Source organism: Saccharicrinis sp. 156 (genome assembly GCF_050589685.1).
Lineage (GTDB): Bacteria > Bacteroidota > Bacteroidia > Bacteroidales > Marinilabiliaceae > Saccharicrinis.
Genome location: NZ_JBNGOS010000007.1, coordinates 16,470 through 32,619, shown reverse-complemented (window position 1 = coordinate 32,619; position 16,150 = coordinate 16,470). Strand labels below are relative to the sequence as shown.

Genomic DNA, 16,150 nt, shown 5'->3' with positions numbered 1-16,150 from the left:
GCCTACTGTCTCCTGTGTGCAGGGATAACCGGGGCCTGACCGTTAAACGGATTTGTGCCTCCGATGCTTTTGGACCCCATGCCTATGGCACGCTTTACAGCATTTTGTCCGTAGCGGTTTCGCATGCGGTCCATAGCCTGGTACAGCTTGATTATTTTTTCAGAATCCTCAAACAGCCTGATCTGATAACTGCCTCCAATTAAGCTGCTCAACCGTACGCCTATCAACCTAATCAACACACGACGGTCATACATTTTTTCAAATAGGTCGAGTACGGTGTTAATAATGGTATGATCCAGTGAAGTATAAGTAACCCTTCTTTGTTTGGTGTAGGTTTGAAAGTCGGAATACCTTATCTTAAGCGTAATGCAGGCCGTTAATTTATTTCCGTTCCGTAACTGGTAAGCCAGGTTTTCGGCCATAGCTACTAAAATACTGCGCAGTTTAACCACGTCAGTGGTATCCTTTTCAAAGGTTCGTTCGGTGGATATAGACTTACGTTCGTGCCAGGCAATAACAGGTGTGTTATCGATGCCGTGTGCCTTTTTCCAAATAATGGTACCGTTTTTCCCCAATACACGTTCCATCAGTTCCATGGGCATTTCCTGAACTGTCTTCACTTTTTCTATCCCCAGGCTTCGCAGCTTATGATAGGTTTTGTCGCCCACCATAGGTATTTTTTTTATGGATAGCGGAGCCAGAAAAGACTTTTCGTTTCCCTCAGGGATCTGAATGTGGTTGTTGGGTTTGGCCTCTCCCGTTCCCACCTTAGAAACGGTTTTGCTGGTGGATAGTCCAAATGAAATGGGCAGGTGGGTTTCTTTCAAAATCCTCTTCCGAAGTTCCTGCGACCAGAGATAGCTGGTTTGTATAAACCTGTCCATTCCGGTGATGTCCACATAAAACTCGTCGATGGATGATTTTTCAAAAAGAGGTGACTGTTCCCTGATAATGTCGGTTACCATATCCGAAAACTTGCCGTAAATACCACTGTTGCCTCTGATCACCACTGCATCGGGACATAACATGCGAGCCATTTTCATGGGCATGGCCGAATGAATACCATAAGTGCGGGCCTCATAACTACAAGCAGCCACCACGCCCCTGTCCGAAGTGCCACCGATAAGCACTGGTCGATTGTTTAATTTGCTGTCCAACAATCTTTCGCACGACACAAAGAATGTGTCCAAATCCAGATGTAAAATAGTTCTTCTCACGATTGTCGATTATTTCGTCATTATTATGACTATAAATTAGTCAAAAAATTTTATATTTGAAAGAAGAAAAGATATTAAGTGAGGTTGTTTTTGTGTTTGGGCTAAAGCCCGACTCGTATGGTGTCAATGTTCCCCAAGCTAGAGCATGGGGCTAGTTATTTAATGTTATAAACTGATTGTTATGCATTTTCCGGAAAATATTAAATTTTTACGCAAGCGACGCAAACTGTCGCAGGCCGATTTGGCCGCTCAATTGGAGCTGACCCGAACCACCTTGGCCGGCTACGAAAAAAATATTCAACCACCTTTTAAGGTGTTGATCCGATTCGCCGATTTTTTTAACCTGTCCATTGATGCTTTGGTTAGGTATGATTTGCAGGCCTTGTCGGAATTTCAGCTTTCCCAGATAGAGGATGGCTTTGATATTGACGTAACAGGTAAGAAATTAAGACTGCTCACTATTTCGGTAGATAACGAGGGTAAGGAAAATATTGAGATGGTTCCGGTTAAGGCGCAGGCAGGATATACCAACAGCTATGGAGATCTGGATTTCATCGGTTCGTTGGATAAATTTTCACTCCCATTTCTGCCCAAAGATAAAACCTACCGGACGTTCCAAATCCAAGGTGATTCCATGTTGCCTGTACCGGAAGGCTCATGGGTAACCTGTTCGTATATTCAGGACTGGACAAATATCAAAGATGGAACGCCTTGCATTATCGTTACCCAGGACGATGGCATTGTTTTTAAATTGGTATACAAAAAACTTGAAGGGAAACAGAGCTTACAACTGGTATCTACTAACCGGAATTATAAACCTTACGAACTTTCTATTAAAAAGGTAGTGGAAATATGGAAGTTTGAGACCTACAACAGGTTTGAGATAGAGGGCTCCCAGTTTTCAGTCAACAATAACCAGTAATGATTATATTTGGCTTTACTTAAACTGTATAAGTTTTGAAAGCAATATTTCTTTTAATATTATTGATATTTTCTTCTTGTCTTATTGAGTTGTTAGGACAAGAGGTGGTGCTTATCCGCCATGCCAAAGTGGATATGGATGCGAAAGGATGGATGAGAGCAAGGAAAGCTGCCGAGTATCGCAAAAGCTACGATGTGTCACCCATTCATGACTTTGTTTCAGATGAAGTCCTGGACCAATTACCTGTGCTAAATTCAGATACTATTTATACCAGTGCTTTATATCGCTCTAAGGAATCCGCAAATTGTTTGTTTGGCGATTCTGCTTTTTTTGTTGCCATGCCTATGCTAAACGAGTATGAATTACATGTGGTTAGATGGCCCCTGATTCTGCCCTATAAAGGATGGACTCGTATTTCAAGGGTTATGTGGTTGCTTGGTAAAAAGAAAGAAGGGGTAGAATCGCATAAAGAGGCCAAAGAAAGAACGAAAGAAGCGGTAGACTTTATTGAGGAAAAGAGCTTGCATAACCAACAGGTTGTTTTAGTCACACACGGTTTTTTAAACCGTAATATTGGCAGGGAACTGGAGAAAAGGGGATGGACCAGAACCTTAAATAATGGTAAGACTAACCTGGGGGCTACTGTTCTCAGGAAGAATTAAAATTCCAATTCTCCTTTTCCTTGCCTGATAATCTCAAACTCGCCTTGTGTGCAGTCCACCACTGTTGAAGGAACATTATTCCCGTAACCGCCATCAATAACGATGTCTACCTGGTTTTGAAATTTTTCGTAGATTAATTCAGGGTCGGTAGTATATTCTATTATCTCATCTTCATCGAGTACAGACGTGCTCAGTATAGGGTGCCCCAATTCCTTAACCAACTCTCTAATAATACTATTGGCAGGAATTCTGATTCCTACGGTTTTTTTATTGTTTTTAAAAAGTTTGGGAACATTTGAATTCGCATCAACAATAAAGGTGAAAGGGCCAGGTAAATTTCTTTTCATCAATTTAAAGGTGGCATTGTCCAAACTTTTAGTGTATTTGGATATCTGGCTTAAATCGTGACAGATAAATGAAAGGTGTTCTTTTTTTAGGTTGATGTTCTTGATTCGGGCAACTCGCTCAACAGCTTTGGCATTGTTGATATCGCAACCAATACCGTAAATGGTGTCGGTAGGGTAAATAACTACCGCACCTCTGCGCAATTCAGCAACAACTTCCCTGATGTCTTTGGGATTTGGGTTTTCTTTGTAGATTTTTAGAAACATAGATTTTTTCTTTGGATCAAAAATAGAATTTTTTGGGGAATAAGTGAATGTAAGATCAATTTGCCAGGATTTTATTGACTACCCATTGCGAGTTCCGTAACTTTATGGTAATGATTGATTTCATCGTTAATCGTTATCGGTTTTCGACAATTTATACACAGGTACTATGGGACATTTTAATTCATTACTTCGCAAAACACATTTTATTTGCTGGCATGGCCTAATAAAATGTACATTACTGATATTGATCTTTATGGTCGTTACTGCTTTGTCACTTGCTCAACAGGGTTGGTATTGGCAGAACCCCTTGCCGCAGGGAAATAATTTGTACGATGTTTATTTTCACGATAGAACAAATGGATGGGCATTAGGAGCCGATGGCACTATTTTATATACCAACGATCAAGGGTATTCTTGGGAAGAATATAAAATTGAGAGTCAGAGTGTGTTGTATGGAATGTTTTTTACTTCCGTCAGTAACGGATGGATTGTGGGTCAGCATGGAACAATCCTTTACTGGGATGGAACCACTTGGGAAGAACAAGAAAGTAATTATGATGGTTTGCTGTATGATGTATATTTCATTAATTCCAATACAGGATGGGCTGTGGGACAGGATGAAACGGTGTTACATACCGCAGACGGAGGTTTAAACTGGACAAGACTTACGTTTACAGGTACCCAACATTATTTTTCAGTTTATTTTATTGATGAAAACGAAGGGTATCTTTGCGGTGCAGCGGGTAATAATGGTGTAATAAAACATACCACCAATGGTGGAGACACCTGGTCGTTGGAAATTATTCCTGCTAATAGGATGAACTCCATTTGGTTCGGAGATGACGATAATGGTTGGGCTGTTGGCGACAATGGAGCTGTTTTCCATAAATCGTCTTCAGCAGGAGGTTGGGCATTACAAAGTTCGGGAACCACTAATAACCTTACATCGGTAGACGGGATCAATATACATCAGGTTTGGATATGTGGTGAGGACGGTGAGATAAGGCACACCAATAATGGGGGCGATACTTGGTTTTCTCAAAACAGTTCTGTAGATAACGATCTGCGTGCGGTTCACTATCACGATGGAGAAGTGGGGTGGGCCGTTGGCGACGAAGGTGTTGTTACGCACTCGAACAATGGAGGCGGCACTTGGAATAGGCTTGGTGAAGGCCCTACAGGTTATTTAAGGGAAATTAGCTTTAACCACCCATCCTTTGGTTTGGTAGTGGGCGATGATGGTTTAATTTATTATTCCATTGATGATGGCGAAACATGGAACGAAGATGCTAGTGGGATCTCTAGCCATTTGAATGCGGTGGACATTGCTTGGCATGCGATAAGTTACGACAGGGCCACGGCAGTTGGGGATAACGGAAATATACTAAGGGTGCTATGGGAACCAGACATGACCGACGAGCCCTGGGTTAAAATGCCATATGATTATGGTGATGAGTTTTTTGCTATTGATAATTATGGTTTCAGCGGTTGGGCAGCAGGTATCTTCGGAACCGTTATACATACTTCTAATGGGGGAAGCGTGTGGGAAAGACAACATCAGGATATGGGGTATCACTTATATGATATACAATTCCAGCCAAGAAACCATGTTTGGGCGGTCGGTATGGGTGGAAACATTATTTATTCTCCGGATAGGGGAGATACTTGGGAAGAACAGGTAAGCAATACTTTTACCAATCTTCATTCTGTTAGTTTTGCCGATTATCGCAGAGGTTGGGCTGTTGGGCTAAACGGTACTATTATTCATACCAATGATGGTGGGTCAACGTGGGAACAACAAACCAGTGGGACCTACGAAGCGCTATTCTCTGTGTTTTTTATAGATGAGAATAACGGTTGGATTGCTGGGGATGCCGGTACCATATTGCACACTAACGATGGCGGTTTAACATGGGGTAAACAAATAAGTGGTACCAACAATACGTTGTTTTCGGTTTTCTTTTCCGATTTGGCAACAGGCTGGGTCTGCGGAGAAAAGGGTACCATTCTTCATACGGTTGATGGAGGTGGGGCAACGTTATTTGAAGTATATGAACGGATCGATGTAAACGAAGAAATTCTTGATTTGTTGACTACCGAAGATGGATTAACCGTTGGTAGTAGTACCAAGGTCGCAAGCACCGATAAACTGGTTGGGGTGCAGCTTACGCTCGACGATGTGGGTCATACTTCGGTTGGCGATCTGACCATCATGTTCAGTCATGCAGGTGTTATGGATACCGTGATGTATCATTCAGGTGAAGACGGAGATAATATTCTGAACATGACCTTTTCGGATGCTTTGGAAATGCCTGCGGATAGTGCCGTTGCTCCGTTTACGGGAGGTTTTAAACCATATAAACCATTATCCGCGTTTAACGACCTTGATCCTACCGGAGCGTGGATACTAAGAATCCGGGATGATGTGAGTGGCAATACGGGAGTGTTAAACGCATGGTCTTTAAAATTATTTTTAGAAGACGAAAGTGGGACAACTACAATTAAAAATATAAAAAATAATAGAACAGCAGGGTTAAAATGCTACCCTAACCCAGTTCGTAATACTGCGATAATTAAATATTATTTGTCAAAGGCAGAGGATGTCGAATTGTCTGTTTTCGACCTGTCGGGCAGGAAAATAAGGATATTACAATCTTCGAGGAAACCTCAAGGTGTTAATACATATCGTTTAAATACCTCATCCTTGGCTAGCGGTATTTATTTTATTCAACTAAAAGCTGGCAACATCAATGAAGTAAATAGAATACTGGTGGAATAACGTTAAAAAAGGGAAGGCCTTATAACCTTCCCTTTTCTGTCTTTAATACACAAATATAAAAACGTTTACATTATTCAAATTGATACGGATTCCCGTTTTTATCAAAATAGGTAACCTCTCCAAATCTTTCGAGAGTTCCATATTTTTGTGCGTGATCCGCGTGTTCCCCGATTTTAGCAAATTTTTGAATAAACGACGAAACAAAAAAAAGCCACCCGAACTAATTCGGATGGCTTTGGATGAGCGAAAGACGGGGATCAAACCCGCGACCCTCAGCTTGGAAGGCTGATGCTCTATCAGCTGAGCTACTTTCGCTTGTTTTATTTTTTTTGGTTATCTCTAACCTAAGAGCCGATGGAGGGACTCGAACCCACGACCTGCTGATTACAAATCAGCTGCTCTAGCCAGCTGAGCTACATCGGCAAAATTTCGATTAAAACCAGACGTTTTCTGATTTATGTGGGGAGAGCAGGATTCGAACCTGCGAAGTCGTAAGACAACGGAGTTACAGTCCGTCCCAGTTGGCCGCTTTGGTATCTCCCCAAATATTAATTTCAATACATTACAATTTTCTACGTTTAGAAAACCAAAGAGCCGATGGAGGGACTCGAACCCACGACCTGCTGATTACAAATCAGCTGCTCTAGCCAGCTGAGCTACATCGGCGGGTGGGTAAGCTACCTGCATCGCACCGCTACAACCATCTACCCTTGCTGCTGTCAAGCCCTGGGGGAATTCAATAGGAGCTGGTCGTACAGGACTTACCCGTGCTTTAGCGGATGCAAAAGTAGAAAAAATCATATACCCGACAAGTGAAAAATCAAAAAAAATGAACTTTTTTTTTAGGCGTAATTTTAAGAGCTTTGTTATCAACAGGTTGTTTTTTTATTTTTTTTTCAAATAAAATAGTGATATTCGATTTCCAAATGAATATACGGTGTTTTTTTGTGCCGTTTATTATGAACAATATTATTAAAGCTTATCTTTGACAGAAATCTATTCTTAACTCAAAATTATTTAATTATGGAACAAGCAGCCTCAAAATCATCGACAGTTTATACTTATGGACTTTATTTAGGCATAGCATCAATCGTATTTAGCTTAATTACGTTTTATAGTGGAATGTTGGGGGATAAGTATTTTAGTTATTTGGGATTTGTAATAACAATTGCTTTTGTTTTTCTAGGTTTAAAGTATTATAAAGAAAAAGAGAATGGTGGATTCATGAAATACGGCCAAGGTGTTGGCCTTGGAGTATTAATTTCTTTGGTTGGAGGTGTTTTGTCAAGCGCATTCACATTTGTTTATTTTAGTTTTATAGATCCGGCAAAACACCAAGAGTTATTGGCTGTCATTCAAGAACAGCAATTGCAGGCAGGTGTTCCAGAAGCGCAATTAGAACAAATAGAAGGTGTGATGAGTATGATGTTAAGTCCAATGTCGTTGGCTTTAATGGGTGTAGTTGGAGCGGTATTTGGCGGCTTGATCATCTCGTTAATTATTTCAGCTATTCTTAAAAAAGACCCGGAACCAGCATTTTAATCAGCTTGGTAATTAATTATATTTGGAATGAATTTATCAATTGTAGTACCGCTTTTTAACGAAGAAGAATCGTTGTCTGAATTATATAACTGGGTAAGGCGAGTGCTGGCTCCCCTAGGCATTTCATTTGAAATTATTTTTATAGATGATGGAAGTAACGATACATCGTGGCAAGTAATTGAAGGTTTAGCTGCTGATCACGTGGAAGTGAAGGGAATTAAATTTCGCAGGAATTATGGAAAGTCGGCTGCACTTTATAGTGGTTTCGAAGCTGTGGAAGGAGAAGTGGTAATTACCATGGATGCCGATTTGCAAGATAACCCGGATGAACTGCCAGAGCTTTATCGAATGATAAAAGAGGATGGTTACGATTTGGTTAGTGGTTGGAAAAAGAAAAGGTTCGATCCATTGGGTAAAACTATTCCCAGTAAATTGTTTAACAGGACGGCAAGATACATTTCAGGTATAAAATTGCACGATTTTAATTGTGGCCTAAAGGCTTATCGAAAGGAAGTGGTCAAAAGTATCGAGGTTTATGGCGAGATGCACCGTTATATTCCAATACTGGCCAAGCGTAACGGTTTTGGTAAGATTGGCGAAAAAATAGTGGTTCATCGCGAAAGGCAGTATGGTGTCTCAAAGTTTGGGATGGAGCGATTTCTGAAAGGTTTTCTCGACTTGTTGTCGGTTACGTTTATTTCAAAGTTTGGAAAGCGACCGATGCATCTATTCGGAGGATTAGGAACATTAATGTTTCTGGTAGGATTCAGTTCCGCGTTTTACCTGGGAGCCCATAAACTTTATAGTGTGTATCACAACATCAAAGAGGCTTTAGTAATATCGAGTCCGTATTTTTATATTTCCTTAACGAGCATGATTATTGGAACCCAATTGTTTTTAGCTGGTTTTTTGGCCGAGCTTGTTTCAAGAAATAATCCCGAGCGAAATAAATATCAGATTGAAAAAAGTGTAAAATAAATTATGATGTCATTTTATAGTTCGATAGTTAAAGCATACGACGAAATATTTCCATTAAATAAAGTGCAGGCCAATTTAATTGAGGAATTGTTCCAAGGTTTAGGAGGGAAGAGAGTGTTGGATTGCGGTTGTGGTACAGGTAGTTTAGCGATAGAACTTGGCCGTAGGAGCGCAAATGTTGATGCATTCGACTTAGACGAAAGTATGGTTGCAAAAGCTGAAACAAAACGCCCTCAGGCACTTAATGTGAATTTTGCCAAAGACGATTTGCTCAGGTTTTCAGATAATTATAAAAAAGACAGTTATGATGTGGCTTATTGTTTAGGCAATACCTTGGCTCATTTGCCCAGCCTTGAGGAAGTAGGGCAATATATTAACGCAGCCGCTTCTGTGCTGAAACCCGGAGCGTTTGTATTGGTGCAGGTTGTGAATTTCGATAGGGTGATTAGCAATAAGATTTCGCAATTGCCAACCATTGAGAGCGAAAATTATGTCTTTGAACGAAACTATATTCCGGAAGAACACGGAGTCATCCAGTTTTCCACCGTGCTGAAAGTTAAGCGGAGTGTAGAATCTTACACGCAATCTTTATCACTAATCCCAATTTTAAAGGAGGATTTGGTCAAGATGCTTTCTGAACAATTTGAAGAAGTGCAGTTTTTTGGTTCGTTTAAAAAAGAAAAGTGGTTGGAAGATTCTTTCCATACGGTTGTGCTAGCGAAAAAACGCACCGGACAAAGCGTGTAAACCGCGAGATTAGTTAAGAATAAAAATGCCCGGTGCTTAAATTTTTTCTTCTATAAAATTAAGCATTTTATTTAATTCCTGAGGATGGAACCACATAATTTCTTTATCTCGTTTAAACCAAGTGAGTTGTTTTTTTGCATACCTACGTGTGTTCCGCTTTATTAATTCTATGGCTTTCTGTAAATCATATTCACCATCGAAATGTGCAAATAGCTCTTTGTAGCCGACAGTATTTAAAGAGTTTAGGTTTTTTAGTGGGTAGAGTTGCCTGGCTTCTTCTATTAACCCTTCTTCCTTCATCAGGTCGACCCTTCGATTGATTCGGTCGTATAAATCTTTCCGGTCCATTTCAAGCCCAATTTTTACCATGTTAAAAGGGCGATGCTTGATTGAGTTGGTTCGGAGCGAGCTGTATGGTTTTCCGGTCATCAGGCATATTTCAACTGCATGAATCACTCTTTTGTGGTTCATCAAATCAACCTGGTCGTAAAATACAGGATCCAACTGCTTAAGCTGTCTGCGGATGGAATCTATGCCTTCGGTATCGTATTGTTGCTTTAAATTATCTCTTAATTCCTGATCAATAGTGGGTAGTTCGTCTATGCCTTTGCACACAGCATCCACATACATCATTGAACCGCCAGTTAAAACCAATTGGTTGTGATTTTTAAAGAGCACTTCGCTCATTTTAAGGGCATCCTGTTCAAATTCCCAGGCACTGTAATAATCGTGAATAGAGTGGCTTCCTATGTTGTGGTGTTTGGCTGCAGCAAGTTCCTCAAGGGTAGGTGTTGCAGTACCAATTTTCAGTTCTTTAAATATTTGTCTCGAATCGGCCGATATGATCTCGGTATTAAAATGATTGGCAATTCGTATGCTGGTTTTGGTTTTGCCAATTCCCGTTGGGCCAACAACTACGATAAGCGTTTTTTGCATTAATGGTTTCAAGTAAAAGCATTTTTTTTGTTAGGGTAATTACAGGTCTTCCAGGTTATCGGTATACGATATCATGGAATCGTCATCGTGGTCATCGTCCTCCAAACCCAGAAAGGCATCATCGCTGTAGTCAAGATCTATATTTATTGAAGGCTCGCCCATGCTTTCTCCGAGTAATTCGCTCATGTCTAGCTGTTCGGGAGCTTCTCCAACCGACCTAATACATTTAGGAGATGGGCAGGATGAGCCGACGATTTCATATGTTTCAATAAACAGACTACGTTCGTTAAAGAAATCAAAAACATACAATAATCGTTGTTTCTTTTCAAATATAAATCTATTGAGTTTGGTGTCTGCCATGATTAACGATTCGTTGGCTTCGTCCACGGCCATGTCCATAAGTGTTATTTCTTCATTTTTCTGCCACTCATCGTCCGTCATAAAGAATGATGCCATTTGACCCTCATCAAATTTTAAAATTTTTTGAATGAAGTTATGAAGTTCAAGAAAAGTTGCACCACCACTAATTTCTATCTCTCTAAGAAAATCCTCGTCTTCTCCTGAAATTATTCTTAATCTTATCGTCATCGTTTATTTTTTAAGGACGGCAAATATATTAAAATCTTATTTTGCCAAGCGTTAAAATTACTCTCTTTTTACTGTGAGAAAAAACATTTTAACCAGCGCAATGTTTATTGTCTAACCAGTTGAAAATATACTTATGTGTTGTTTTAACGTTAAAGTTTTTAAAAGGTTGTGCATGGACTATGTTCTATGAACGAATTAAGCACGGTTTAATTATTTGCGTTAAGGTTAAAAAAACAAAGTGGAATGTGTTCAATATATTTTAAATGTGTTATTGTAAATTGTAGTTTGTTTATGAGAATTTTAGTTTGGGGAGTTTTAACAATGCTTGTTTTACTGTTTTCGGGTTGTGCTCGCAATAAAACAGAGAAAAAAACAAAGGAAAAAGAATGGGCATCACCTGCCACATCGATGAGCAACAGAAACGACAGGTTTGAAGCGGGAAAACTAGTTTATGATAGGAATTGCAAGATCTGTCATCAGGCCAACAGGATGGGGATTGAAAAAATTTATCCTCCGTTAAAAAATACCAAAAGAGTTACGGGCGATAAGGAGTATTTGATTGATGTTGTGTTAAACGGGATGAGTGAGGAGATTGTTGTTGAAGGCGTAAAATACAAAGGGGTAATGGCCTCTTACCGAAACCTCACGGATCAGCAAATTGCAGATGTCATTAATTATATTCGAAGCGACAGCAAAGCCGCAAGTGCCATGGTTTCAGCAGGTGAGGTAAAGCAAATGAGGTAGTCTATAGAATTTTAATTTGTGCCGCTTCTTTTTTTATCGTTTTTTTACCCTCCTAAATTTATTTGAACCATGACAAAACAACAAGGTTATACCACTCGGTCCATCCATGCTTCTTTCCCTAAAAATGATGTTTACAACTCGTTACATATGCCTATTTACGATGGCGTAGCGTATGAGTTTGATACATCACAAGATATCGAAAATGTATTTTCCGGCAAGGAAACGGCTCACCTTTATAGCAGAACATCAAATCCTACAGTGGAGTATTTCGAACAAAAACTTGGAAATGTTACAGGGGCTAAAAATGTTGTGGCACTTGCGTCGGGGATGGCGGCCATTTCAAATACCTTGCTGGCAGTGGTAGAACCAGGTGGAAATGTGGTTACTTCCAATCATCTTTTTGGACATACCTATGCTTTTTTCAAAGATACCTTGAAAACCTGGGGCATTGAGGTGAAGTTTGTGGACATGAGTAAACCGGAAGAGGTGGAGAAGGCCATGGACGAGAAAACACGTGTTTTGTTTTTTGAAACTATTACCAATCCTCAATTGGAGGTGGCCGATATTTCGGTTTTATCTGCTATTGCGCATTCCCGGAATGTTGCGGTTATAGCCGATTCAACAATAACTCCTCCTTATGTTTTAAAGTCCGTGGATTTTGGTGTCGATGTGGAGGTTATGTCTACTACTAAGTTTATTTCGGGAGGGGCTGCCGCTGTCGGTGGAGCGGTTGTTGATAATGGTACTTTTGATTGGCGCCGGATCCCTGCCTTAAACACCTGGTCGGAAAAATTCTCAGGGAACGGACTTGTGGCTCGTATCCGAAAAGAAATCTTTCGGCACCTTGGAGGGTGCATGACGGCTCATACAGCCCACTTTCTGAATTTGGGAATGGACACTTTGGCTCTAAGAGTGGATAGGTGCGTTGAAAACTGCTTGGAATTGGGGGAGTTCTTTGAAAACAACGGTAAAGTGAAGTCAGTAAATTATCCGGGACTTCGGTCGCACCCAAATTACGGATTGAGTTTAAAGCAATTTTCAGCTAAACCGGGTGCTGTTCTGACCATTGACTTGGAATCCAAAGAGCAATGTTACAGATTTATGGATGCTTTACAAGTGGTGCGTAGGGCAACTAATTTAAACGATAATAAAACGCTGATCATTCATCCATGGTCTACCATATATACCGAGTTTTCTGATGCGGAAAAAAAAGAAATGCATATTCGGGATACCATGTTAAGAATATCGGTAGGAATTGAAGATGTTCAGGATTTGCTGTATGATTTTAAGCAAGCATTAACTTTGTTGTAATGGAACAATTAAGACAATAAAATATGGTGTAGCACGATACATAGAGAGTGGTTGTGTTAAAATTTAAAGGTTAATACGAAAGTATACATGATTTCTAAAAAAATTCTAGCTCCGGTGATGCTTTTTGTTGTTTTCAACATATCATTTGCTCAAAACAACAGAATGTCGAATGATGAGGCTGGCGGTATTTTGCATAAAATGGCCGTTATAGCTGATTGGGGCATGGAAACATTAACCTTCGAGAAAGAAAAATATACTTTTTTCGCATTCCCTTTAATGAGTTATGAAGATAGAACCCAACTCGAGTTTGGCATTATGCCTGTTTGGAGATTTTATTTGGGAGGAAATGAAAAAAGTAATGCCTATTATCGCCCATCAAACATTGCTCCTTCCGTAATGTATTCGACCAGTGGGATGTATGAGTTTAAATTTGCATCCAACTTTTTTACCAAAAATAATTGGCATATCCGAAATAGGTGGTTATATCAATGGATGCCTGATAAGTTCTATAGTATCGGCAATTTTGCCAACAAAGATGTGTATTCCGATATTGAGTTAAAGAAGTTGGAATTCACGGGTAAAGTAATGAAAGGGATTACCGAAAAGGTGTTTCTGGGAATTAATTATGATGTTGGTGTCTTGGATGTTAAGGATGTGGGAATTGGTTTGTTAAATAATGGTGTAGAGGGTTATGAAGGCGGGAATATTATTGGTTTTGGGCCCATTGTAAGCCACGATACCCGAAACAATATCGTTTATCCCAATAAAGGGAGTTATATCTCATTTGACTATACTTATTATCCCAAATCAATTGGTGACTTTAGTTTTTCCAGCTTAACTTTTGATGCTCGAAAGTTTTTTGATTTGGGTAAAAAGGAGAGGGTGTTGGCAACACAAATCTATTTGAAGTCGGCCGATGGGGATGTGCCATTTTTTCGTTTGCCTGTTTTAGGAGGGAAAAGGTTTTTTCGGGGAGTTTCACATCCCTATAAATATATGGATAAAAACATGTTGTACCTGCAAGCCGCATACCGATCGCATTTGGTATGGCGATTTGGGTATGAGGTTTTTACCGGTGCTGGTAATATTTTCAACAAATGGAACTCAACTCTGTTTGAGGACGTTCATGTGATGGCCGGTTTGGGATTGAGAATCAGGGTTATTGAAAAAGAAAAATTAAATTTCAGATTCGATTACGGGCTTGCAACGAATGGAGATTCCGGTTTCTTTTTTACTTTGGGTGAGGCGTTTTAGTTTGTAATATTGATCAATACCAGAATCATTACTTTGTAATTTTTATTCCCAATAAATCATATTAATATAGTAGCTATAATTTAGTAAATATTTATTTGTTTCTGTTATTTTGCGTGAACTTATAGTATACTTGTATGGTTAAATACATACAGGTTAAGTATGTGTTAATAAAATAGAGGTAAAAGATGAAATTTTCAAAGAAAACGGAATATGGATTGAGATTTCTGCTGGCATTGGCAGAACTAAGTGAGGGAAGGTTTATGGGGATTTATCAGATTTCGTTGCGGCACAGTATTCCAATGAAATTTTTAGAAGCCATTGCTGTTGCGTTGAAAAAAGCCGGATTGTTGGAGGTGAAAAAAGGTGCAGGAGGTGGATATCGGTTGAAATATAAACCGGATGAAATATCGTTGCTCATGGTTTTTGATTGTTTGGAAGATTCCTACAAAAAGGAATTGGACATTACAGGGGATATCTCCAGTAATCAAAAGGCTGTCGCAATAATATTAAATGAGACCATTGCAGGCGTGCGCGGTGTGTTATCCGAAAAAACAATATATGATATTCAAAAGCAGTATAAAGATTTAAACGAGAGTTTGATGTACTATATTTAACTTTGTCGTATAACGGCGGGAGAATTATTGGAATGAAGCCCCAGTATCTTCGAATTAAAAATGTTCTTACAATAAAAACTGGATCGTGATTGAAGAATGAACTTATTAAAGTTTAACAGGGTAATGCTGGCATTGTGGTTCATGAGCCATATTAAAATTTAATTATAATCGGAAAATAAATAAAACGAATTATTATGAGCGGTATAGCAGAAAATGTAATTGAGCTAATTGGAAATACTCCATTGGTGCAGGTTAACCGAATGAACGAAGGAGGAGCGCAGGTTGTGGCTAAACTGGAGTTTTATAATCCTGCAAGTTCTGTGAAAGATAGAATTGCATACGCTATGATAGCGGACGCAGAAAGAAACGGCAAGTTAGATAAAGATACTGTTATTGTTGAGCCAACCAGTGGAAATACCGGTGTTGGATTGGCCTTTGTGGCAGCGGTAAAGGGGTATCGTTTAATTTTGACTATGCCAGAAAGTATGAGTATTGAAAGAAGAAAGTTACTCAAAAAATTCGGTGCTGAACTTGTTCTCACTCCTGCTGCTCAGGGCATGAAAGGTGCAATCTCAAGAGCGCAGGAAATTGCCAGTGAACACAAGAAAGCATTCATTCCGCAGCAATTTGATAATCCGGCTAATCCTTCGATACACAGATGTACTACAGCCCAGGAGATTTGGAAAGATACGGATGGTAAAATCGATGTGTTTGTTGCCGGGGTTGGAACAGGAGGTACTATCACAGGTGTGGGAGAGGAACTGAAAATGAAAAATCCGGAATTAAAGGTTGTTGCGGTCGAGCCAATGGATTCTCCTGTTATTTCAGGCGGACAGCCGGGCCCTCATAAAATACAGGGTATTGGAGCCGGGTTTATTCCCAAAAACTTAAATGTTGAAGTGGTAGATGAGGTGATTAAGGTTTCAAACGAGGATGCGGTTCAATCTAGCCATAAGGCTGCTTTGGAAGAAGGGTTGTTGTGTGGTTATTCTTCAGGAGCCGCTCTTTGGGCTGCGCTGGAATTATCAAAACGTGAGGAGTTGAAGGGAAAGCGGATTGTGGTAGTATTGCCTGATACCGGAGAAAGGTATTTAAGCAGCTACGAAATTTAACTGTTCCAAATAGAAATACCTATTATTGGTTATCTGACAAAAGGAATTGATTATCAGTGCGTGTCGCTGGTAATCAATTTTTATATAAAGACAGTTCTTAGCCTGGTATAAACAGAGTTTGAACTGGGGAGGA

The 16,150-nt window shown here is 39.7% G+C and carries 15 protein-coding genes and 4 tRNA genes; 11 read left to right on the top strand and 8 right to left on the bottom strand.

The features are described from left to right. Positions 1 to 2: 2 nt before the first annotated feature. A complete protein-coding gene (dinB, locus tag ACRD64_RS05475; protein ID WP_430932220.1) occupies positions 3 to 1,217 on the bottom strand; it encodes a DNA polymerase IV in 1,215 nt (404 codons plus the stop codon). Between the two features lie 181 nt (positions 1,218 to 1,398). Here dinB and ACRD64_RS05470 point away from each other — a divergent pair, with 181 nt between their 5' ends. Next, complete coding sequence (locus tag ACRD64_RS05470) at positions 1,399 to 2,139, top strand: XRE family transcriptional regulator (protein WP_430932219.1); 741 nt, start codon at positions 1,399 to 1,401, stop codon at positions 2,137 to 2,139. A 35-nt stretch (positions 2,140 to 2,174) separates the two neighbouring features. Beyond that, on the top strand, positions 2,175 to 2,801 hold the full coding sequence (locus ACRD64_RS05465; protein ID WP_430932218.1) for a histidine phosphatase family protein: 627 nt from the start codon (positions 2,175 to 2,177) through the stop codon (positions 2,799 to 2,801). Here the strand turns inward: ACRD64_RS05465 and ACRD64_RS05460 are convergent. After that, positions 2,798 to 3,412: an L-threonylcarbamoyladenylate synthase gene (locus ACRD64_RS05460; protein WP_430932217.1), complete on the bottom strand. Its 615-nt coding sequence runs from the start codon at positions 3,410 to 3,412 to the stop codon at positions 2,798 to 2,800. The two genes, ACRD64_RS05465 and ACRD64_RS05460, sit on opposite strands and share 4 nt — an antisense overlap. 253 nt (positions 3,413 to 3,665) lie before the next feature. Between ACRD64_RS05460 and ACRD64_RS05455 the strand changes: the two genes are divergently transcribed. After that, on the top strand, positions 3,666 to 6,191 hold the full coding sequence (locus ACRD64_RS05455; RefSeq protein WP_430932216.1) for a YCF48-related protein: 2,526 nt from the start codon (positions 3,666 to 3,668) through the stop codon (positions 6,189 to 6,191). Positions 6,192 to 6,433: 242 nt separating this feature from the next. On the opposite strand, the gene ACRD64_RS05450 is transcribed toward ACRD64_RS05455, so the two are convergent. The 4 genes from ACRD64_RS05450 to ACRD64_RS05435 all read right to left on the bottom strand — a co-directional run bounded on the left by ACRD64_RS05450 (position 6,434) and on the right by ACRD64_RS05435 (position 6,857). Beyond that, a tRNA-Gly gene (locus ACRD64_RS05450) sits at positions 6,434 to 6,506 on the bottom strand. A gap of 34 nt (positions 6,507 to 6,540) precedes the next feature. Beyond that, positions 6,541 to 6,614: transfer RNA gene (locus tag ACRD64_RS05445), tRNA-Thr, on the bottom strand. A gap of 37 nt (positions 6,615 to 6,651) precedes the next feature. Continuing rightward, positions 6,652 to 6,734, bottom strand: a tRNA-Tyr gene (locus tag ACRD64_RS05440). 49 nt (positions 6,735 to 6,783) lie between these two features. Continuing rightward, a tRNA-Thr gene (locus tag ACRD64_RS05435) sits at positions 6,784 to 6,857 on the bottom strand. A gap of 357 nt (positions 6,858 to 7,214) precedes the next feature. Here ACRD64_RS05435 and ACRD64_RS05430 point away from each other — a divergent pair. From ACRD64_RS05430 to ACRD64_RS05420, 3 genes are read left to right on the top strand one after another with little or no spacing between them, the layout of a single operon-like run. Further along, positions 7,215 to 7,733 (top strand): DUF4199 domain-containing protein, encoded by a 519-nt coding sequence (locus ACRD64_RS05430; RefSeq protein WP_430932215.1) that lies wholly within the window; start codon positions 7,215 to 7,217, stop codon positions 7,731 to 7,733. 27 nt (positions 7,734 to 7,760) lie between these two features. Next, positions 7,761 to 8,711, top strand: coding sequence for a glycosyltransferase family 2 protein (locus tag ACRD64_RS05425; protein WP_430932214.1), 951 nt, complete (start codon positions 7,761 to 7,763; stop codon positions 8,709 to 8,711). A gap of 3 nt (positions 8,712 to 8,714) precedes the next feature. After that, positions 8,715 to 9,458 carry a class I SAM-dependent methyltransferase gene (locus tag ACRD64_RS05420; protein WP_430932213.1) on the top strand — a complete coding sequence of 248 codons (744 nt, stop codon included), beginning with the start codon at positions 8,715 to 8,717 and terminating at the stop codon, positions 9,456 to 9,458. Between the two features lie 36 nt (positions 9,459 to 9,494). Here ACRD64_RS05420 and miaA read toward each other — a convergent pair whose 3' ends face one another. Both miaA and ACRD64_RS05410 read right to left on the bottom strand, forming a co-directional pair. Then, positions 9,495 to 10,406: a tRNA (adenosine(37)-N6)-dimethylallyltransferase MiaA gene (gene miaA / locus ACRD64_RS05415; protein WP_430932212.1), complete on the bottom strand. Its 912-nt coding sequence runs from the start codon at positions 10,404 to 10,406 to the stop codon at positions 9,495 to 9,497. A gap of 27 nt (positions 10,407 to 10,433) precedes the next feature. After that, complete coding sequence (locus ACRD64_RS05410; protein WP_430932211.1) at positions 10,434 to 10,982, bottom strand: IS1096 element passenger TnpR family protein; 549 nt, start codon at positions 10,980 to 10,982, stop codon at positions 10,434 to 10,436. Positions 10,983 to 11,273: 291 nt separating this feature from the next. Here ACRD64_RS05410 and ACRD64_RS05405 point away from each other — a divergent pair, with 291 nt between their 5' ends. The 5 genes from ACRD64_RS05405 to cysK all read left to right on the top strand — a co-directional run bounded on the left by ACRD64_RS05405 (position 11,274) and on the right by cysK (position 16,017). Further along, positions 11,274 to 11,726: a c-type cytochrome gene (locus ACRD64_RS05405; protein WP_430932210.1), complete on the top strand. Its 453-nt coding sequence runs from the start codon at positions 11,274 to 11,276 to the stop codon at positions 11,724 to 11,726. Positions 11,727 to 11,795: 69 nt separating this feature from the next. Next, entirely contained in the window at positions 11,796 to 13,037 is a 1,242-nt protein-coding gene (locus tag ACRD64_RS05400; protein ID WP_430932209.1) for an aminotransferase class I/II-fold pyridoxal phosphate-dependent enzyme, read from the top strand. An 87-nt stretch (positions 13,038 to 13,124) separates the two neighbouring features. Then, positions 13,125 to 14,291 carry a hypothetical protein gene (locus ACRD64_RS05395; RefSeq protein WP_430932208.1) on the top strand — a complete coding sequence of 389 codons (1,167 nt, stop codon included), beginning with the start codon at positions 13,125 to 13,127 and terminating at the stop codon, positions 14,289 to 14,291. A gap of 185 nt (positions 14,292 to 14,476) precedes the next feature. Then, positions 14,477 to 14,905 (top strand): Rrf2 family transcriptional regulator, encoded by a 429-nt coding sequence (locus ACRD64_RS05390; RefSeq protein WP_430932207.1) that lies wholly within the window; start codon positions 14,477 to 14,479, stop codon positions 14,903 to 14,905. A 194-nt stretch (positions 14,906 to 15,099) separates the two neighbouring features. Continuing rightward, positions 15,100 to 16,017, top strand: coding sequence for a cysteine synthase A (cysK, locus tag ACRD64_RS05385; RefSeq protein ID WP_430932206.1), 918 nt, complete (start codon positions 15,100 to 15,102; stop codon positions 16,015 to 16,017). Positions 16,018 to 16,150 lie beyond the last annotated feature (133 nt).

Excerpts from the sequence above, each read along its gene's own strand:
- ACRD64_RS05470 (WP_430932219.1), top strand. The coding sequence starts at position 1,399 with ATGCATTTTCCGGAAAATATTAAATTTTTACGCAAGCGACGCAAACTG.
- ACRD64_RS05460 (WP_430932217.1), bottom strand. The coding sequence starts at position 3,412 with ATGTTTCTAAAAATCTACAAAGAAAACCCAAATCCCAAAGACATCAGG.
- ACRD64_RS05455 (WP_430932216.1), top strand. The coding sequence starts at position 3,666 with ATGGTCGTTACTGCTTTGTCACTTGCTCAACAGGGTTGGTATTGGCAG.
- ACRD64_RS05430 (WP_430932215.1), top strand. The coding sequence starts at position 7,215 with ATGGAACAAGCAGCCTCAAAATCATCGACAGTTTATACTTATGGACTT.
- ACRD64_RS05425 (WP_430932214.1), top strand. The coding sequence starts at position 7,761 with ATGAATTTATCAATTGTAGTACCGCTTTTTAACGAAGAAGAATCGTTG.
- ACRD64_RS05420 (WP_430932213.1), top strand. The coding sequence starts at position 8,715 with ATGATGTCATTTTATAGTTCGATAGTTAAAGCATACGACGAAATATTT.
- ACRD64_RS05410 (WP_430932211.1), bottom strand. The coding sequence starts at position 10,982 with ATGACGATAAGATTAAGAATAATTTCAGGAGAAGACGAGGATTTTCTT.
- ACRD64_RS05405 (WP_430932210.1), top strand. The coding sequence starts at position 11,274 with ATGAGAATTTTAGTTTGGGGAGTTTTAACAATGCTTGTTTTACTGTTT.
- ACRD64_RS05400 (WP_430932209.1), top strand. The coding sequence starts at position 11,796 with ATGACAAAACAACAAGGTTATACCACTCGGTCCATCCATGCTTCTTTC.
- ACRD64_RS05395 (WP_430932208.1), top strand. The coding sequence starts at position 13,125 with ATGATTTCTAAAAAAATTCTAGCTCCGGTGATGCTTTTTGTTGTTTTC.
- ACRD64_RS05390 (WP_430932207.1), top strand. The coding sequence starts at position 14,477 with ATGAAATTTTCAAAGAAAACGGAATATGGATTGAGATTTCTGCTGGCA.
- cysK (WP_430932206.1), top strand. The coding sequence starts at position 15,100 with ATGAGCGGTATAGCAGAAAATGTAATTGAGCTAATTGGAAATACTCCA.